This window comes from Brevundimonas vancanneytii (assembly GCF_901421975.1).
Lineage (GTDB): Bacteria > Pseudomonadota > Alphaproteobacteria > Caulobacterales > Caulobacteraceae > Brevundimonas > Brevundimonas diminuta.
In genome coordinates, this window is the sequence record NZ_LR588407.1 from 2767781 (window position 1) to 2784820 (window position 17040).

The following is a 17040-nucleotide window of genomic DNA, read 5'->3' on the forward strand; positions in this document are numbered from 1 at the left end:
GAAAACGTCCACACAAAAGGATGAAGCACGAAGGGGGCGAGATAGGCCCTGACGGCGCGCGGTTCAATGGCGACGGGAAGCGCCTGACGCCTCAGGCAGCGCGACGGCCCTGTAGAGCGAACAAAGAGAAAGGGCGGCCCGTCGCCGGACCGCCCTTTCCGTCTCGTTCAATCAGCGCTGCTTCTTAGAAGCGGTAGCGGACGCCGACCTTCACTTGCCACACCGACTCGGTGCCGAAGGTGGCCGGGCTGCGAGGCGTGAAGCCCGTGAAGTTATACTTGCCGTCAACAATCGACGCCGCGACGTTGTTCGAGGTGTAAGGGAAACCGATCTGTTGGATCGTGCCCCACTCGTCGTTGATCAGGTTGCCCAGGTTCTTGACGTCGAGGTAGCCTTCCAGCTTGGCGCCGCCCGGGAAGAAGGCCGGCAGCTCTTGCGAGATGTGCAGGTCGACCGTCGTGACATACGGCGAGTTGAAGGCGTTACGCGGCGAGATTTCACCGGCGTACTTGATCAAGCCCGACTGGTGCAGGAAATCGTTGAAGGCACCAACGTTGAAGTTCGGGCCATAGGTGACCCGCGGGTCGCTAGTGGCCGTGACATTGCCCGCCGAGTCAGCCGTCGGCACGTACAGCAGCTGGCGCTGGGTCGTGACATACTCGCCGTACAGATTCGCCGGGCTGGTGCCGAAGGTATAGCTGAACGGCAGGCCCGAACGACGCTGGGCGTACAGGTTGAAGCGCGTGCGGTAGTCGCCGAAGAAGGCGCGCGAGTAGGTCAGGTTCAGCTTCAGCGCATGCTCGATCTCATAGTTCGAGGTCGCCAGCTCCGGGTCATTCGGATCCGAGAGGGCGATATTGCCGAAGTTGGAGCTGGCCGTCGACGACGTAGCCGGCGAGCGATCCGTGCTGTCGAGATAGGTGTAGGACAGGTTGAAGCCCGCGCCGTTCAGCCAGCCTTCATACCAGGCCTTGTCCAGGCCGATGGCGAACTGGTCGGTCTTGCCGCCGTTCAGGTTGGTCAGCATCAGCACCTGCTGGCCGCGACGCACCGGGTTCGGCCCGAAGATCGGACGACCGTCCGGCGCCGTGCCGTTCTGGGTGTCAGCCATGCTCAGGTCGACCCAACCGATGGCGTTTTCCAGCTCCGAGTGGACGTACTCAGCCGTCACGCTCCAGCCGGCGCCCATATGGAAGCGGCTCAGGTCGAAGATCTTGTTGACGCCCAGCGAAGTCTTCCAGATCGACGGCGTCTTAAAGGACGGGCTGATCAGGTTGATGTTGCCGGTGCCCTTCTCGGCGCTCTCAGTGACCTTGTCCTTGAACTGGTTATTCGGATTCAGGCCGTCGATGTTGTCGAGATAGACGCCGCTCTCGCACAGGCCGAAGCTGCCAGCGAACTGCGACTGATAGTTACGATCGCGCTTGCACTGGTAGGAGCCGGTCAAGTTGCCCGGGTTCGAATAGGAGTTCGAGATCCAAACGTTCGGCGAACCGCCCTGGAAGCGGCCGAAGCCGCCGTAAACGGTCAGGGTCGGGTCCGGACGCCAGTTGAAGCCGAAGCGCGGCTGTAGGATGCTGATGCCGTCCAGGTTGGTGTCGTTGCGGAAGCCAAAGCGGTCGTAGAAGGCTTGGTTGAACTGCGGCTTGTCATCCGAGGTGTACCAATCGTAGCGCAGACCAGCCGTCAGGGTCAGCTCGGGGCTGACCGACCATTCGTCCTGGAAGAACAGGGTGTTCAGCGCGTAGCCGAAGCTGGCGCCGCCATCGTTCTTGTTGTTGCTGGCGGCGTTGGTGTAGCCGACCGAAGCAGCCTTACGCGCCTCGAAGTCAGCCAGCGACGCGAACTCATACTCAGCATTGGCCACTTGGACGAACAGGTTGAAGATATCCTGTTCTTCACGCTCATAGCCGGCCGTGATGCGGTGACCGAAACCAGCTTCCCAGTTCCCGACGAGGCGATACTGGGTGGTGTCGACCGTCAGCATGTTAGCGTGGCGCGAGCGCTCGGGGCCGAAGCGGACCGAACGGCGGACACCAGTATTCGTACCGTAAGGTGCGTCCAGATAGACCTGCATGGCGGCGAAGTCGTTTCCGGCGAGGCCCGTCGACAGGTTCTCGACTTCCTTGCGGCTGACCGAGAACTCGGTCGAGAAGGTATCGGTCCAGTCCGAGAATAGTTGGGCCTTATAGGCCTTCAAGTTCTGGTCGATCTGATAGGCCGACGACAGCAGACCGACGCTGACGTAGGGACCGCTGGTCGTCGTGTTGTTCAGGCGCAGATCGCTGCCTTCGGTCTGCTGGTACGAGAACACCGCGCGGTGCTGGTCATTGATGTTCCAGTCCAGCTTGGCGAAATACTTCTCGTCCTGAACCGTCAGGGCGTCGGCCGACCAGTCGAGCGGGTCATAGCCATAGACACGCTTGGCGATATCACGAACCTGATCGACGTGAGCCTGGGTGATGCCCGGAGCCTGGTTGACAGCGCTGGAGCCTTCCGGACCCGACAGAACCGGCTGGGTCGATTCATACTTCTCGTAGTTCACCAGGAAGAACAGGCGATCCTTGATGATCGGGCCGCTCAGGGTGGCGCCCCACGTCTTCTCTTCGAAGGCGCCGGTCAGGGTGCGGTTCTGGCGCTCGCCCGAGATGAAGTCCTTGTAGCTGAAGCTGTCGCCGCGCAGATCGTCGTTGGTGACTTCCCAGAAGGCTTCACCGTGGAACTCATTGCCACCCGACTTGGTGACCGAGTTGATCACGCCGCCGGTGAAGCTGCCGTATTGCACGCCGTAGGGAGCCACGTCGACGCTGACCGCTTGCAGCACCGAACGCGAGATCGGCGAACGCAGGGTCGGATAGCCGTTGCCGTTCAGGCCGAAGTCATCGCTCTGCTTGATGCCGTCGATCAGCATGGCGTTGTAGCGGGTGTTCTGACCGCCGATCGACAGGGCGTCGTTGTTCGTCGGGTCCACCGTGGCGAACGGGGTCGTGCGCACGATGTCCTTAATGTCGCGGCTGATGGACGGCAGCGTCTCGATGTCTTCTAGGTTCAGACGAGCCGTCGGCGACGTGCGGACGGCGCGCACGCCGCGCACGACCACTTCGGCGACTTCCGTAGCCCCGGCATCGACTTCAGCCGACACCGTAACGTCGAACACCGTCGGGGCGCCGATGCCGACGCTACCCAGCGTCGCCGTCTCGGTCTGGCCGTCGATGACCACAGCCACAGTGTAAGGACCGCCAACGCGCAGGTTGCGCGCCGTGTACAGGCCCTCTTCATTGGTCACGGTCGTGGTGCTGGTGCCCGACGGCACGTGCGTGACGACGATGGCCGTGTTGGCGACCGGGGCGCCCGAAGCATCCGTAATCACGCCCCGGATACCGCCCGTGGTTTCCTGGGCGAAGGCGGCGCTGGAGGTCGCCAACAGGATGGCTGCGGCGGAAACCCCATAGGCGAGGTTGCGGTTCAACATTGGTGCTGTGATCCCTTTACGACGCCAGATGCCAGAACGACGATCCGCGCGGTCATTGATGAGGCGGCTTTAGGCCCCCCGTCCGACGCTCGGGCGACAGCTAGATGACAGAATGATGACAGCGCTTCGGGGTGGCTTGGGCGCCACACCGAAAAAAGGGCTCTTCAGCGACCTAAATAAGCCGGGTCGCCAGAGCGTCCGCCACCCGCCCGGCCGTCGCCGCCATGACGCGCGGCTCATGATAATTGCCGTTGATCTGGGTGCGATTGATCACATAGGCGCGGAAGGCGGCGAACAGCTGGCGTTCCGCGGGACGCGGCGCCTGCCAGAAGGCATCCAAGGGCTGCTGATCCGTCAGTCCCTCGAAGTCGAAGAAGGCCTGACCCAACACCTTGACCGGCGTACCGAACCCCAGAGCCGACAAGGCGGCGCTGGAGTTGTTGACCACCATGCCTTCCGACGCTCGACACAGCTGGGCCAGATTGCCGCCGTCGATGAAGTCGACGCGCCCCCTCAGCCCGCGCGCCTCGGCCATCCGGCGGGTCTCACGAGCGAGATTGACGATGCCCGGGTCAAGAGGATGGTTCTTGACGACCAAGCGGCTGTGCGCCGGCGCGCCGGCGGCGAAACTGTCCATGACCCGCGCCAGGAAGGACAGATTGTCGTGGATGTCGGAATAGCGCAGCAACTGGGCGTCGCCGTCACGCTGCAAGCAGGCGATAAAGAAAGGCCCCTTGCTCCGAAGGCGGTCAGCGTTGCTGGCGCCTTGCCGCCCAACGCCTAGCCCCAGATAGCGGCGAACGTGACCCAGGCATTGCCGCCATGGCGAGGCAGAGTAATGATGGCGGTAGCGCGGAAACAGCAACCACCCCAGCGGCTGCACCGCATGGTAGAGACTGATGTTGATGACGTGGTGCGGCAGAATTTTGCCGACAGGGCGCGAGACCGGCAGTTCCGGCGGCGGCGGCGGATAACCTGACGCCGAACGCGGCAAGGCGCTGGAGCCGTTCACCCCATTGCGCTCCAGAGTGATCCAGTCAGGGCGGAAGTAACCGTTCTCGAGAACCCAGACGCGCGCCTTCAACCGGCTCGCCTGATTCAGGACGCCCTGATTATAGGGACCGCCCTCCCCGAACACGATGATATCAGTGAACTCGGCCTCGAGAACCGCCAATCTTTCTGGCCACAGCTCCGCTCCCTCGCGGAAAGGCAGACCGCCCGAACGGCCCCAGTTCGAGACATCTCCGGCGTTGAACAACATGCGCTGCACCTCGCCGCCACGCGCCTCAATGGCATGCGCCAACACGCGCCCGAAACGGCCGAAAGGCGCGGACACGATAAGGAAGCGACGGCCGGTCAGATCAACTGCAGTGTGAAGACCTGCGTCTGTCTGGTCAGGATCAAAGGGCGCGAGCAAACGCTGATATCTTTCGAAAGCAGACCCTATTAATAGCCGAGCCGGATTCTTGGCAAGGCGAAACGAGAGCCGGTCTGTAACATAAGCTCTTGAATCAAAGCCGCCGAACTCAGGTCGAGTTCGGCGGCCTGATCAATCAATCGACCAAGGTTTCGGGGGCCGATCACGACCGGCCCCCTTGAGCCTTAGAAGTTGATGTCGACGGTGGCGCGGCGGTTCAGCGGCTCACGCACGCCGTCGCCGGTGGCCTTGGCCGGCTGGGTCTCGCCCTTGCCGTCCAGGGAGATCACGCCGCCGTTGACGCCTTGAGCGACCAGGGCGTCAGCCACGGTGCGCGCACGGCGGTTCGACAGGCCTTGGTTGTAGGCCGCAGCGCCCTGGGTGTCGGTGTGGCCGACGACCAGCACGCGGGTCGGAGCGCCCGACTTGGCGTAGTTGGCGGCTTGCGTCACCACCGAGCGGGCTTCCGCCGTCAGGTCCGAACGGTCGAAGTCGAAGTAGACCACGAACTGACGCGCAGCCGGCTTGGCCGGAGGCGGCGGAGGCGGCGGCGGGGGCGGCGGGGGAGGCGGCGGCGGGGGCGGCGGCGGAGGCGGCGGCGGCGGGGGAGCCGCCGGCTCGGCGCCGAACGCATAGCGCAGGCCCAGCGTCACGGTGTGCGACTGGTCGTAGTCGCCCGACAGGGTGCCGAAGGCCGGAGCGGCCGACTGCGTGGTGTCGAACTCCATGTCGCCCGTCAGGTAGCGGTACGTCAGGTCGATGTTGGCGCGGTCGCCCACGGCCCAGGCCAGACCGGCGATCGCCTGAGCGGCGAACTTGGTCGAGCTGTCGTCAGCCGTGAAGGTGACGCCCGGGTTCTGACGCAGACGGCCAATGGTGTCGACGTTGACGCGGTTCACGCCGACGCCCAGGCCGACGAACGGACGGATGGTCCAGTCCGGCGAACCGAAATCGTACAGGACGTTGGCCATCAGAGTCGTCGACTCGATGTCGCCTTCCGGCGAATGGCACGGGCCGGTGGCCGGGGTCAGGTTGCACAGGCCGTTCGGGCCCGAGACAGCGCGCACCTTGCCGATGTCGCCCGAGCGGTAGCCGCCTTCGAGCTCAACACGCCAGTTCGGGTTGAAACGGTAGCCAAGGCGAGCGAAAGCCGCCCAGCCGTCGTTGACTTCCCAGTTCCAGTTGTGGCCGGTCGTCGACGCTTCCGTGTTGATGTCGTCGATGATGTGGTAGCCGGCGTCGATCGCGCCGTACCAGCCATCGGGCTCAGCCGATGCAGCGCCGGCTGCGAACAGCCCCGCAGCAGCGACACTGGCCAGAAGTTTCAGCTTCATGGTGTCCTCACACTCTTAGTTGATCCGAAAGCCCATGCGATACCGCGAAGGCGCTCGAAAGCCGAACGATATTGCAGTGCAGCGGTTCCCCATTTGAGCGTTGAATGTGTCCACTGTGGCGCCATTTCAACATAAATCGGGTTGCCGCCCCGCACCGGGGCAATACGGCTTCACTGTGTCAGCAAGGATGAATGGTCGATGAACCGGCCCTTTCATCCAAGCGACGATCATGGCGACGACCGCTAGCAAGAGAGCCTAATGCGACCCTTCTTTCGACTGCGACGCAGCCATCAGCGCCTGAACATAGTCGTCGCGCCAGCGGGCGACGTCAGTGTCGCGCACGACCTTCATCAGGGCCTTCCATTTCCGTATCCGTTCCTCCCGCGGCATGGTCAGGGCCTTCTGGATCGCCTCGGACAGCTCCTCGCGGCTGAAGGGATTGACTAGAAGCGCCTCCCCCATCTGTTCGGCGGCGCCTGCGAAGCGCGACAGGATGAGGACGCCGGGGTCTTCAGGATCCTGCGCCGCCACATACTCCTTGGCCACCAGATTCATGCCGTCGCGCAGGGGCGTCACCAGCCCCGCCTTGGCCGCGCGATAGATCCCCGCCAGCTGGTCGCGGCGGAAGGTGCGGTTCAGATAGCGGATCGGCTGCCAGTCCATGTCGGCGTAGGCGCCGTTGACCCGCCCAGCCAGAGCTTCCAGGCGCACGCGCATATCCTGATACGTATCCACCTCGTCCCGCGAAATCGGCGTGACCTGCAGCAGGAAGACCTCGCTGCGCAGTTGGGGATTGTCCTCCAGGAACTGTTCATAGCCGAGCAGGCGCTGCTCCAGCCCCTTGGAGTAATCCAGCCGGTCTACGCCGACGATCATAGAACGGAAGGCGGCCGAAGCCGACATCCGATCATAGGTCCGTCGCCCCAGCGGCGAGTCGCGCGCCGCCAGGAAGCCGTCCACATCGATGCCGATGGGGAAAGCCCCCGTCTGAACGCTGCGGCCGAAGGCCTCGACCCGGCCGTCGGCCCGCACCTTGCCTCCCGCCTCGACCTCGACATAACGCTGGAACAGGCCCAGCCACTCGCGCGTCTGGAAGCCCAGCAGGTCGAAGTCGAACATGGATTCCACCAGCCGCCGGTGATGCGGCAACGTCACCAGCAGCTGACGCGCCGGCCAGGGCGTGTGCAGGAAGAAGCCGATGCGGTTCTTCACCCCCAGCCGTCGCAGATCCCGCGCCATGGGAATCATGTGGTAGTCGTGGATCCAGATGACGTCGTCAGGCTGGAGCAGCGGCTGAAGCACTTCGGCGAAACGGCGGTTGGTGCGTTCATAGCCTTCACCGTAGGACCGCTCATAGGCGGTCAGGTCGATACGATGATGGAACAGCGGCCACAGCGTCTTGTTGGCGTAGCCGTTGTAGTATTCGTCCACATCCTGCGGCTCCAGATCGACGGTAGCGACGGCGACGCCCGCACGGTCCTCGATATTCAACTCGCCGGTGAAATGCTCGACCGTCTCGCCGGACCAGCCGAACCATAGACCTTCATATTTGCGCAGCGCCGCCGACAGAGCCATGGCCAGACCGCCGGCCGAGCCCGCCGCCGGATCCTTGGGCGCTGAAACGCGGTTGGAGACGACGATCAGGCGGCTCATCGCGCATCCGTCCACGAACGACTGAGCAGGACCGCGCAGTTGATGATGCCCACCAGGGAATAGGTCTGGGGGTAGTTGCCCCACAGTTCGCCGTCCTGGATCGCGATGTCCTCGCTGAGCAGGCCCGCATGGGTGCGGCGGCTGAGCATCTCCTCGAAGATGACGCGCGCCTCTTCGACCCGACCGTTCAGGGCCAGCGCCTCAATGTACCAGAAGGTGCAGAAGTTGAAGGCGGTCTCCGGCTCGCCGAAGTCGTCGGGGTGGATGTAGCGGAACAGATAGGGACCGCGCTTCAGATCGCGTTCGACCGCCTCAAAGGTCTTCACCTGACGCGGGTCATGGGCGTCGAGAAAGCCCAGGTCCGTCATCTGCAGCAGGGAGGCGTCCAGCTCCGTCCCGCCGAAGCTGGCGGCGAAGCGGCCCTCGTCCGGCAGATAGGCCTCGGCCTCGATGCGCTCGCGGATGATGCGCGCACGCTCGCACCACAACTCGCAGCGATCGTCCAGACCCAGATGATGCGCCGCCTTGGCCAGACGATCGCAGGCCGCCCAGCACATGACCGAGGAATAGGTGTGCACCCGCGCGATGGTGCGGAACTCCCACAGACCTGCGTCAACCTGGTCGTGCATGGCGAAGGCGCGATCGCCGACCTTCTCCAACGCGCGAAAATCCTCAATCGTGCCGGGACGCAACAGCCGGTGATCGAAGAAGGCCTGCACCAGCGGCAGGACGATCTGGCCGTAGACGTCATGCTGAAGGTGCTCGTGCGCCTGATTGCCGACACGCACCGGCTTCATGCCGCGATAGCCTTCGACGCTGTCAACGATGCGCTCGACGATGGCGGGCTCCAGACCCACGCCATAGACCGGCTGAACATGACCGCCCGCCGAGGCGTCGACCAGGTTGCGCAGATAGCCGAGATAGCTCTCGAGGATGTCCACCGCGCCCAGACGGTTCAGCGCCCGCACCGTATAGTAGGCGTCGCGGATCCAGCAGTAGCGATAGTCCCAGTTGCGTCCGCTCTCCGGAAACTCCGGCACGGAGGTCGTCATGGCGGCGACGATGGCGCCAGTCTCTTCATAGACGCAAAGCTTCAGCGTGATGGCGGCGCGGATCACCGCCTCCTGCCAATCCAGCGGCAGATAGAGGGTGCGGGTCCAGTGCTTCCAGTGAGCGATGGTCAGGTCCAGGGCGGCGGTGACGCCCGCCAGCACCGACTGATCATAGCCCTCGTCCGGGCCGAGGAAGAAGGCCATCTCCTCCTCCAGGCGGAAGGCGCGTTCGTTCAACACGTGGCTGACCGGGCAGTTGGTGGTCAGGCGTAAAGTCACATCCCTGCACAGATAGCGGATGTGGTTGGAGCCCGAGGTGCGCTCAGCCGCCCGCGCGCCCCAGTCGGTCGACGGGCGCAGACGCATGGTGACGCGCGGCGCGCCCGACAGAGGCCGGATCACGCGCGCAAAGGCGATCGGCCGATAGATGCGCGAGTGCTTCAGATGCCGCGGACAGAAATCCAGTATCTCGACCGCCCCGCCGTCCGCCGCCGTCAGCACGGTGCGCAGGACGGCGGTGTTGCGGACATAGGCCTGTTCGACCGCGACCTGCCCCTCCAACTCCACAGCCCAGAAGCCGTGCTCGGGCGAGGCCCCGTCCATCAGGGCGGAAAAGACGGGATCGCCGTCGATGCGCGGCGCGCAGGCCCAGACGAACCGCCCCTGCCGATCGACCAGGGCGCTGACCGAACAATTGCCGATGGGGGCCAGATCCAGGTTGGGGGTCATGCGCGCGCCTCCTTCTCCTCTACGGCGGCCGAGGCCAGGGCGCCGAGCCAGTCGAGCACCGCCTCCACGTTTTCGAGCCGATAGCGGGCCGCCGTCGGCCGATCCGGCCCGACCAGAACGCCGAAACCGCCCAGAGCTTCCGCCGCCCGGAAGCCCGCCTCGTCGGTCAGGTCGTCGCCGACCATGACGGGGGTGGCGCCCACGAAAGGCGCCTCGGCCATGAAGGCCGCGACGGCCGTGCCCTTGTCCGAGCCGGGCGTCTTGAGCTCCAGCACCATCGATCCCGGCTGAAGCGCCAGACCCGTTTCGCCGGCCAGGGCGGTCGCCAAGGTCAGGGCCGCATCGGCCTGGCTCGGCACCTGACGGAAATGCAGCCCGGCAGACAGACCCTTGTCCTCGACCAGGACGCCGGGGCGAGCCTCGGCGAAGTCGCGAAAGGCGGCCAGCGCCGTCTTTACCGAGGGCGCAGGGTCGCGGGCGCTCAGCACGCCGTCTGCCCGGCGACGTTCCAGCCCGTGCACGCCCGAGGCCGCACGCGCCGCCCCGTCGACGATCCGGTCGATCTCGGCCAGGGTGCGGCCGCTGACCACCGCGACCCGGCCGCCCAGAGCGTGGGTCAATTGTTCGACCGTCCGGGTGCGACGCGGTTCCGGTCCCACGGCGTCCGGCGTCGGCGCCAGCGGGGCCAGAACCCCGTCCAGATCAAGGAAGAGCGCCGCTCCGCTCAGACGTTTCGGCGGCGCAGGCAGTGGGGGGCGCGCAAACCCCTGTGCAGAAGACATGCGTTTCAGAGTGCTTTCTATGCGTGGACCCTACGGCAACGCATGACGCCTGGAATGGTTGTCGCTATTCATCGTTCGTTCACCCGCGACGGCGCCATTGTGCCGAACTCTCGAATGAGGCATTTGCCACTGCGCTACGATAGAGCCGCAGAAGCGGCCCCGGCGCCTGGAGCCGTCATGACTGCTTTCTCCGTTCCTTCCTCTCCTGAACAACTCGCCGCCATGTCCGACCGGGCGCGCGAAGTCGTGCGCCTGAACATAGAAGCGCTGGAGGCGCTGGAACGTTCGCTGGATTCCTCGATCGCGCGCGCGGCCGACATCATCCTGTCGCGCCCCGGCTATGTCGTGGTGACGGGCATGGGCAAGTCGGGCCACATCGGCGGCAAGATCGCCGCCACCCTGGCCTCGACGGGCACCAACTCCTTCTTCGTCCACCCGGCCGAGATGAGCCATGGCGACCTGGGCATGCTGCGCCCCGACACCACCCTGCTGGCGCTGTCCAACTCGGGCGAGAGCCGCGAACTGCGCGATCCGCTGATCTTCTGCGCGCGCAACGACATTCCGGTGATCGGCGTCACCCAGCGGCCCCAGAGCTTCCTGGGCCGTCATTCCGCCGTATGCCTGACCATGCCCAAGGTGGCCGAGGCCTGCCCCAACGGCCTGGCGCCGACGACCTCGACGCTGATGTCCCTGGCCATGGGCGACGCCCTGGCCATGGTGCTGATGGACCGACGCGGCTTCACGCGGGAAGATTTCGGCCTGCACCATCCCGGCGGCGCCCTGGGCATGAGCCTGCAGACCGTACGCGAGTGGATGGGCGACAACGCCGCCGCTCCGGCCAGCGTGCCCCTGGACGCCGACTTCGGCGCCGTCGTCTCGGCGATCACCGAAGGGCGCAAGGGGGCGGTCGCCGTCCTGGCCGCCGACGGGGCCCTGGCCGGCATGATCACCGACGGCGACCTGCGCCGCGCCCTCACCCGCGACGTCAGCGCCGTCCGGGCGGAAGACATCATGAGCCGCAGCCCCATCACGGTCGATCCGGACTCCCGCATGAGCGACGTGGTCGACCTGCTGAGCGCCAACAAGATCAGCAATCTGTTCGTGGTCGATGACCGCCGCCCCGTCGCCATCATCCATATCGCCGAACTGATGCAGGCGGGCTATGTGTCCTGATGCCTGAGGACATTCTGTTCGACGCCAGCCGGCTGCTCAGCCGTACCGAACGCAGCGCTCCGACTGGCGTGGACCGCGTTTGCCTGGCCTACGCCGAATGGCTGATCGAACACCCTGTCTATCGGATGGTGCCCGTCCGGGCGCGCCACGATCAGCTGGCGCGCGTCGACAATGAGTGGTTCCGCGACCGGCTCGCCGAACTGCGGGCGCGCTGGAGCGGGCCCGGCGCCGTCCACGACCTAAGCCCCGACGCCCAGCGCCTGTTCGCCGCCCTGCGCTCGCGTGACAACGGCGCCTCCGTCATCGGCCACGTTCCCGATACGGAAACGCCGCCCAAACGCATCAAGCACCGGGCCTGGAAGCAGTATTTCCGTACCCGCAGCGTCAAGGCGCCGCCAGCCGCACGCGCCTATCTGAATGTCGGCCACACCAGCCTGAACACGCCAGACATCCTGACCTCCCTAAACGCAGGGGGCATTGAGCGCGTGCTCATGGTGCACGACCTGATCCCCATCACCCATCCCGAATTCTGTCGCCCCGGCGACCGCGCCAAGCATGAGCGCCGGGTGGTCAATGTACTGCGCCACGCCTCGCGCATCATCGTCAACTCGCAGCACACCGCCGATGAACTGCACGCCTTCGCCGGTCGTTCGGGCCTGGCGACGCCGCCGGTGGACGTCGCCCACCTGGGCTTGGAGCGGACCCTGAACGGCAGCGTCGTGGTCGGCGCCGCCCACCCCTATTTCATCCATGTCGGCACCATTGAAGCGCGCAAAAACCTCGCCTTCCTGCTGACCGTCTGGCGCCGCCTGCAGGAAAGGATGGGCGCCGAAGCCCCCCGCCTGGTCCTGGTTGGCCGCTACGGTTGGGAGAATGAAGCGGTGCTCGACCTGCTGCAGCGTTCGCCCAACCTGCAGGGTCTGGTCCACCAAGCCGAGAACCTGCCGGACTGCGCCCTGTCCGCCCTGATGCGCGGCGCCCGCGCCGTGGTCGCCCCCTCTTCCGTCGAGGGCTTCGACCTGCCTGCGGTCGAAGCCAGCTCCATGGGCGTGCCTCTGATCGCCTCGGACATCGCCGCGCACCGCGAACTGGTGCCGCACGCGCGGCTGATCGACCCGCTGGACGGGCTGGGCTGGCTGGCCGCGCTCGAAGACTGGACGCGCACGCCCCCGATCGCCCCCCCCTATTCCGCCCCCACCTGGGACCGACATTTCCAGGTGATTGAACAACAGGTGCTGCCGCCCTCTGGCGGTGTCGACGCCGTGCGGGTAAGCATCTGACCAAACTGCACAGAGTCACCATGACCAGAACCGCCGCCAGCCTGATCATCGTCGCCCTGCTCGCGGGCTGCTCCACCTTGCCGCGCGATGGGCCGTCTGGCCGCAATGTGGTGGAAGGCGCCGCCTCGCCTGAGCGGGCGGGCGACTACGCCCTGATCAACCTGGACTTCGAACTGAGCGAGCGCATGAAGGCCGCGCCGCCGCCATCGTTCAGCAGCCTGGCTCTGGCCTCCAGCGACGCCCCGTCCGATGTGATCGGCGTGGGCGACACCCTGGCCGTCAGCATCTTTGAGCCGGGCGGCGGTTTGTTCGGCAGCATCAGCGCCAACGCGACGACCCCCGCGGGCAACCAGACTCTCCCTCCGCTCGTGGTGAACCGCAACGGCGCGGTGCCCGTGCCCTTCGCTGGCGACGTGCGGGTTGAGGGTCTGACCCCGGCCCAGGCCTCGACCGCCGTGCGTCGCGCCCTGATCGGCAAGGTGGCCAACCCCCAGGTGATCGTCACCGTCGCGGGCAACGCCTCCAACGCCGTGACTGTGCTGGGCGAAGTGCGGACTCCCGGGCGCCAGCCCCTGTCGGCCAATCACGACCGCATCCTGGACGTCATCGCCGCCGCCGGCGGTTCGGCGCGTTCGATCTACGACGTCAATGTGCAGATTCAACGCCAGGGCCGCACCTATACGGCCCCCATGTCGATCGTCACGACCGAGTTCAATGAGAACGTCCGCCTGCAGCGCGGCGATCAGGTGAATCTGGTTTACAAGCCCCGCCGCTTCAGCTCCTTCGGCGCCTTCAACGCCGTGGCGCGTAGCGAACTGCCGCCCGGCCCGCTGACTCTGGCCGAGGCTCTCAGCGGCGTCGGCGGCCTGGATTCCAACCTGGCCGACGCCAAGTCGGTGCTGATCTTCCGCTTTGAGCGTCCGGAAACCGCCCAGGCCCTGGGCATCCAGCAGCCGGCGACGTCACGCGGCGTGCCGGTGGTCTATCGCCTGAACCTGAACGAAGGCGAAGGCTTCTTCATCGCCAGCAACTTCCAGATCGAGCCGGACGACATCATCTACGCCCCTCGTGCGGGCGCAGCTGAAATGCGCAAATTCTTCGAGTTCGTACAGAGCATCACCCGCGTGGTCTACGACGTCTCGGTCACCAGCACCCTGAACGTCAACTAGGTCATGTTCCGGCCCCGCGCCTCGCCTCTCCCTTCGCATAGCGACGACATGCAGCGGATGGAGCAGGCGGCGGGCGGCGAAGATCTTGAAACCCTGCTCCAGGCGATCGAAGAGAGCGCCCTGCGGCTTTACGCGCGGCATGACCTGCCCACCGTTTCAGGCCACTATCGTTCGCGCGGCCATGACGATGCATGGGTCGCGCTGGGTGCGCAGCTCAGCGCCGCTGAACGTTGGGCCATGATCCATGAAAGCGCCGACGGCGAGTGGCGCTACGCCACCCTGGAGGCTATCGGAGCACGCTCCGAACACGCGGAGGTGCGCCAGGCCTCCGCGATCCTGTGCGCCTGCTCCGGGTTGCGGCAACGCATGAGCAGCCACCCTTCCATCGCCCAGGATCTGGCGGATTCCATCCGCCTCGGCGCCGCCTGGCAGGCGTTTGAAACCGCGCCTGCGGCTCTTGACGCTCCAATCTCCTCGCCTTCCCCTCAGACGCTTCCAACCGCTTCGAGACAATCCAAGCCAGCTTGACTCACGCGAGCGCAGCAGGCGCTACTGCCTCATCCGCCTAGACTTCCAAGAGCTTGCATTCACGGCCTTTCTCAACCCGGAGCGATTGATGCCCGACTTGAACTGGAACGCTACACTGTAGGGTGCCGACTATGATTGGCCTGGCGCTGGGGATGAATGGAGCGCTCCTTGGGGCGGCAGCGAGCCGCAATGGTTCGGAAGCTTCTATCCCCGACTGCATCGACGGCTGCCAGCTGCGAACAATCTGGAAATCGCCCCGGGTCATGGTCGCTGGACGCGCTTCCTGCTTCCGCAGTGTGAGAACTACCTCGGCATCGATCTGAACCAGTCCTGCGTCGACGCCTGCCGAGCCAGGTTCGAAAAAACGCAGCACGCGCGCTTCGAAAGCAACGACGGCATGACGCTGGCTGCGGCGGAAGACGGCGCCTATAACTTCATTTTCTCGTTCGATTCCCTGGTTCATGCCGAGATCGACGTCTTCCACTCTTACATCCCTGAGCTTCTCAGGAAGCTGAAGCCGGGCGGGGCGGCCTTCATTCACCACTCCAACTACGCCGCAGGCCAGCTCCCCGAAGGGCATCATGATCACAGCCGCGGGGCCTCCGTCTCCGGCGCCGCCGTCGCGGACATCATCACCGCCAGCGGCGGCGGCGTGATCGTTCAGGAAGTCATCACTTGGATCGACGCCCACCTGCTGGACTGCCTGACTCTATTTGGTCGGCAAGATGGCGGACACCAGCAGCCGCCTGCCCTGCTGTCCAATCCGCACTTCGGCGAGGAAGCCAACCTGATCGCCCGCTTCCAGGCGCCTTATTCGTCAATCTGAGCGCTTTACTCCGGTCGCCGCGGCGAGCAGCTCGAAAGAGCGCACGCGGGCGGCCGGATCCCAGATCTGGCTGGTCAGCATCAGCTCGTCCGCGTCGGTCTGGGCGATGAAGGCGTCGAGGGCGGCCTTGGCCGTCGCGGGCGCGCCCACCGCCGAACAGGCCAGGGCGGCGTCGATCATGCCGCGCGCCGCGCCGTCCAGCCGTTCGTAGTAGCCCTCGACCGGCGGCGGCAGCTTGCCGGGGCGGCCGGTTCTCAGGTTGACGAAGGCCTGCTGGACCGAAGTGAACAACAGGCGCGCCGCCTCGTCCGTCTCGGCCACAAAGGCGTTGTAGCCCAGCATGACATACGGCTTTTCCAGATGCGGCGACGGACGGAAGGTCTGGCGATAGATGTCGAGGGCTCGCATCATCTCGCCCGGCGCGAAATGGCTGGCGAAGGCGTAGGGCAGCCCCAGGTGCGCCGCCAGCTGGGCGCCGTAGGTCGAGGAGCCGAGGATCCAGATCGGCACGGCCTGGCCCTCGCCCGGATTGGCGATGATGCGCTGATCCGGCGTCGCGGGCGCGAACCACTGCATCAGCTCCATCACGTCCTGAGGGAAGGCGTCGTGGTCGCCCTGAAGCGTGCGGCGCAAAGCTCGCGCCGTCGCCTGATCCGAGCCAGGCGCGCGGCCCAGACCCAGGTCGATCCGACCGGGGTGAAGCGCGTTCAGGGTGCCGAACTGCTCGGCGATGACCAGGGGGGCGTGGTTGGGCAGCATGACCCCGCCGGCGCCGACGCGGATGGTCTTCGTCGCCGCCGCCACCGCGCCGATGACGACCGAGGTCGCGGCGCTGGCGATGCCCGGCATGTTGTGATGCTCGGCTAGCCAGTAACGGCTGTAGCCCAGCCGTTCGGCGTGGCGTGCCAGATCGATGGTGTTGGCGAGCGCCTGCCCCACGTCGGAGCCTTCCGGCACGGGGGCGAGGTCGAGAATGGACAGAGGGATCATCCGACCGATATGGGGGCCGCTTTTCAGCGACGCCATACCGGCCGTGACGATCAATCGTCTATGGGCGGGCGCTTACTGACCGGCGGGGCAGTCGCCGATGCGCTCGGCGGTCATGGTGACCTTGGTCTGGGCCATCTGCGGCGTCGGCGCCGGGTCCATCTTGGTCGTGACCTCGGTGACGTAGCGGCTGTTGAAGTCGCCGGTCACGCGGATGGTGGAGTCGGCCTTCATATTGCCCGGCAAGGTGCAGGACGAGGTGGCGACCATGGCGTCGCCCTCACGCGCGAACGGCTTGGTCGTACAGTCGGCGCCCGGCTGCTGGGCGCTGGCCGGGGCCTCAAGCTTGGCTTCCTTGATGCAGACTTCCTGCGGCGGGACGGCGGCGCCGCCCGGCATGCCTTCCATGGCGGTGGACACGCGCCACAGGCCCGGCTTGGGCGCATCGAGCATCGCCGGCGCGGCGGCCGTCGAAGCGGTCTCAGCCCCGTCGGCGGCCGGGGTTTCGGCCTTGTTGTTTCCGCAGGCCGACAGACCCAGCAGGCAGGCGACGGCGACGCCGCCGATGATCGCTGAACGCATGGAGCGCTCCCCTCTCGTTAAGAACCGAGGGGGACAACGCCGGTCTGGCTTAACGG

The 17040-nt window shown here is 65.7% G+C and carries 13 protein-coding genes; 5 read left to right on the forward strand and 8 right to left on the reverse strand.

Features of this window, described 5'->3' with window-relative positions:
- Window positions 1-184: 184 nt before the first annotated feature.
- The 6 genes from FGL25_RS13720 to otsB all read right to left on the reverse strand — a co-directional run bounded on the left by FGL25_RS13720 (window position 185) and on the right by otsB (window position 10439).
- Entirely contained in the window at window positions 185-3472 is a 3288-nt protein-coding gene (locus tag FGL25_RS13720) for a TonB-dependent receptor (RefSeq protein ID WP_138142005.1), read from the reverse strand.
- 172 nt (window positions 3473-3644) lie between these two features.
- Window positions 3645-4778, reverse strand: a complete 1134-nt coding sequence (locus FGL25_RS13725) for a capsular biosynthesis protein (protein ID WP_252970193.1) — start codon at window positions 4776-4778, stop codon at window positions 3645-3647.
- Between the two features lie 296 nt (window positions 4779-5074).
- Complete coding sequence (locus tag FGL25_RS13730; RefSeq protein WP_138142007.1) at window positions 5075-6223, reverse strand: outer membrane beta-barrel protein; 1149 nt, start codon at window positions 6221-6223, stop codon at window positions 5075-5077.
- 255 nt (window positions 6224-6478) lie between these two features.
- Window positions 6479-7876 (reverse strand): alpha,alpha-trehalose-phosphate synthase (UDP-forming), encoded by a 1398-nt coding sequence (locus FGL25_RS13735; RefSeq protein ID WP_138142008.1) that lies wholly within the window; start codon window positions 7874-7876, stop codon window positions 6479-6481.
- A complete protein-coding gene (locus FGL25_RS13740) occupies window positions 7873-9657 on the reverse strand; it encodes a glycoside hydrolase family 15 protein (protein WP_138142009.1) in 1785 nt (594 codons plus the stop codon). The genes FGL25_RS13735 and FGL25_RS13740 overlap by 4 nt, the downstream gene beginning before the upstream one ends.
- On the reverse strand, window positions 9654-10439 hold the full coding sequence (otsB, locus tag FGL25_RS13745; RefSeq protein ID WP_138142010.1) for a trehalose-phosphatase: 786 nt from the start codon (window positions 10437-10439) through the stop codon (window positions 9654-9656). Before otsB ends, FGL25_RS13740 begins: the two co-directional genes overlap by 4 nt.
- A gap of 177 nt (window positions 10440-10616) precedes the next feature.
- On the opposite strand from otsB, the gene FGL25_RS13750 reads away from it, so the two are divergent.
- The 5 genes from FGL25_RS13750 (at window position 10617) to FGL25_RS13770 (ending at window position 15415) form a co-directional block, all read left to right on the forward strand.
- Window positions 10617-11612 (forward strand): KpsF/GutQ family sugar-phosphate isomerase, encoded by a 996-nt coding sequence (locus FGL25_RS13750; protein WP_040344590.1) that lies wholly within the window; start codon window positions 10617-10619, stop codon window positions 11610-11612.
- On the forward strand, window positions 11612-12892 hold the full coding sequence (locus FGL25_RS13755; RefSeq protein ID WP_138142011.1) for a glycosyltransferase family 4 protein: 1281 nt from the start codon (window positions 11612-11614) through the stop codon (window positions 12890-12892). Before FGL25_RS13750 ends, FGL25_RS13755 begins: the two co-directional genes overlap by 1 nt.
- A 20-nt stretch (window positions 12893-12912) precedes the next feature.
- A complete protein-coding gene (locus FGL25_RS13760) occupies window positions 12913-14061 on the forward strand; it encodes a polysaccharide biosynthesis/export family protein (protein ID WP_138142012.1) in 1149 nt (382 codons plus the stop codon).
- A gap of 48 nt (window positions 14062-14109) precedes the next feature.
- On the forward strand, window positions 14110-14589 hold the full coding sequence (locus tag FGL25_RS13765) for a hypothetical protein (RefSeq protein WP_138142013.1): 480 nt from the start codon (window positions 14110-14112) through the stop codon (window positions 14587-14589).
- 226 nt (window positions 14590-14815) lie between these two features.
- Window positions 14816-15415, forward strand: a complete 600-nt coding sequence (locus FGL25_RS13770) for a class I SAM-dependent methyltransferase (RefSeq protein ID WP_354702824.1) — start codon at window positions 14816-14818, stop codon at window positions 15413-15415.
- On the opposite strand, the gene FGL25_RS13775 is transcribed toward FGL25_RS13770, so the two are convergent.
- The gene (locus FGL25_RS13775) at window positions 15407-16405 is read right to left on the reverse strand and encodes an LLM class flavin-dependent oxidoreductase (RefSeq protein ID WP_138142015.1); all 999 of its coding nucleotides are present in this window, start codon (window positions 16403-16405) and stop codon (window positions 15407-15409) included. The two genes, FGL25_RS13770 and FGL25_RS13775, sit on opposite strands and share 9 nt — an antisense overlap.
- Window positions 16406-16477: 72 nt before the next feature.
- Complete coding sequence (locus FGL25_RS13780; RefSeq protein WP_138142016.1) at window positions 16478-16984, reverse strand: DUF3617 domain-containing protein; 507 nt, start codon at window positions 16982-16984, stop codon at window positions 16478-16480.
- Between the last annotated feature and the right edge of the window lie 56 nt (window positions 16985-17040).

Excerpts from the sequence above, each read along its gene's own strand:
- FGL25_RS13765 (WP_138142013.1), top strand. The coding sequence starts at position 14,110 with ATGCAGCGGATGGAGCAGGCGGCGGGCGGCGAAGATCTTGAAACCCTG.
- FGL25_RS13775 (WP_138142015.1), bottom strand. The coding sequence starts at position 16,405 with ATGATCCCTCTGTCCATTCTCGACCTCGCCCCCGTGCCGGAAGGCTCC.
- FGL25_RS13720 (WP_138142005.1), bottom strand. The coding sequence starts at position 3,472 with ATGTTGAACCGCAACCTCGCCTATGGGGTTTCCGCCGCAGCCATCCTG.
- FGL25_RS13735 (WP_138142008.1), bottom strand. The coding sequence starts at position 7,876 with ATGAGCCGCCTGATCGTCGTCTCCAACCGCGTTTCAGCGCCCAAGGAT.
- FGL25_RS13730 (WP_138142007.1), bottom strand. The coding sequence starts at position 6,223 with ATGAAGCTGAAACTTCTGGCCAGTGTCGCTGCTGCGGGGCTGTTCGCA.
- FGL25_RS13755 (WP_138142011.1), top strand. The coding sequence starts at position 11,612 with ATGCCTGAGGACATTCTGTTCGACGCCAGCCGGCTGCTCAGCCGTACC.
- FGL25_RS13750 (WP_040344590.1), top strand. The coding sequence starts at position 10,617 with ATGACTGCTTTCTCCGTTCCTTCCTCTCCTGAACAACTCGCCGCCATG.
- FGL25_RS13780 (WP_138142016.1), bottom strand. The coding sequence starts at position 16,984 with ATGCGTTCAGCGATCATCGGCGGCGTCGCCGTCGCCTGCCTGCTGGGT.
- FGL25_RS13740 (WP_138142009.1), bottom strand. The coding sequence starts at position 9,657 with ATGACCCCCAACCTGGATCTGGCCCCCATCGGCAATTGTTCGGTCAGC.
- FGL25_RS13760 (WP_138142012.1), top strand. The coding sequence starts at position 12,913 with ATGACCAGAACCGCCGCCAGCCTGATCATCGTCGCCCTGCTCGCGGGC.
- otsB (WP_138142010.1), bottom strand. The coding sequence starts at position 10,439 with ATGTCTTCTGCACAGGGGTTTGCGCGCCCCCCACTGCCTGCGCCGCCG.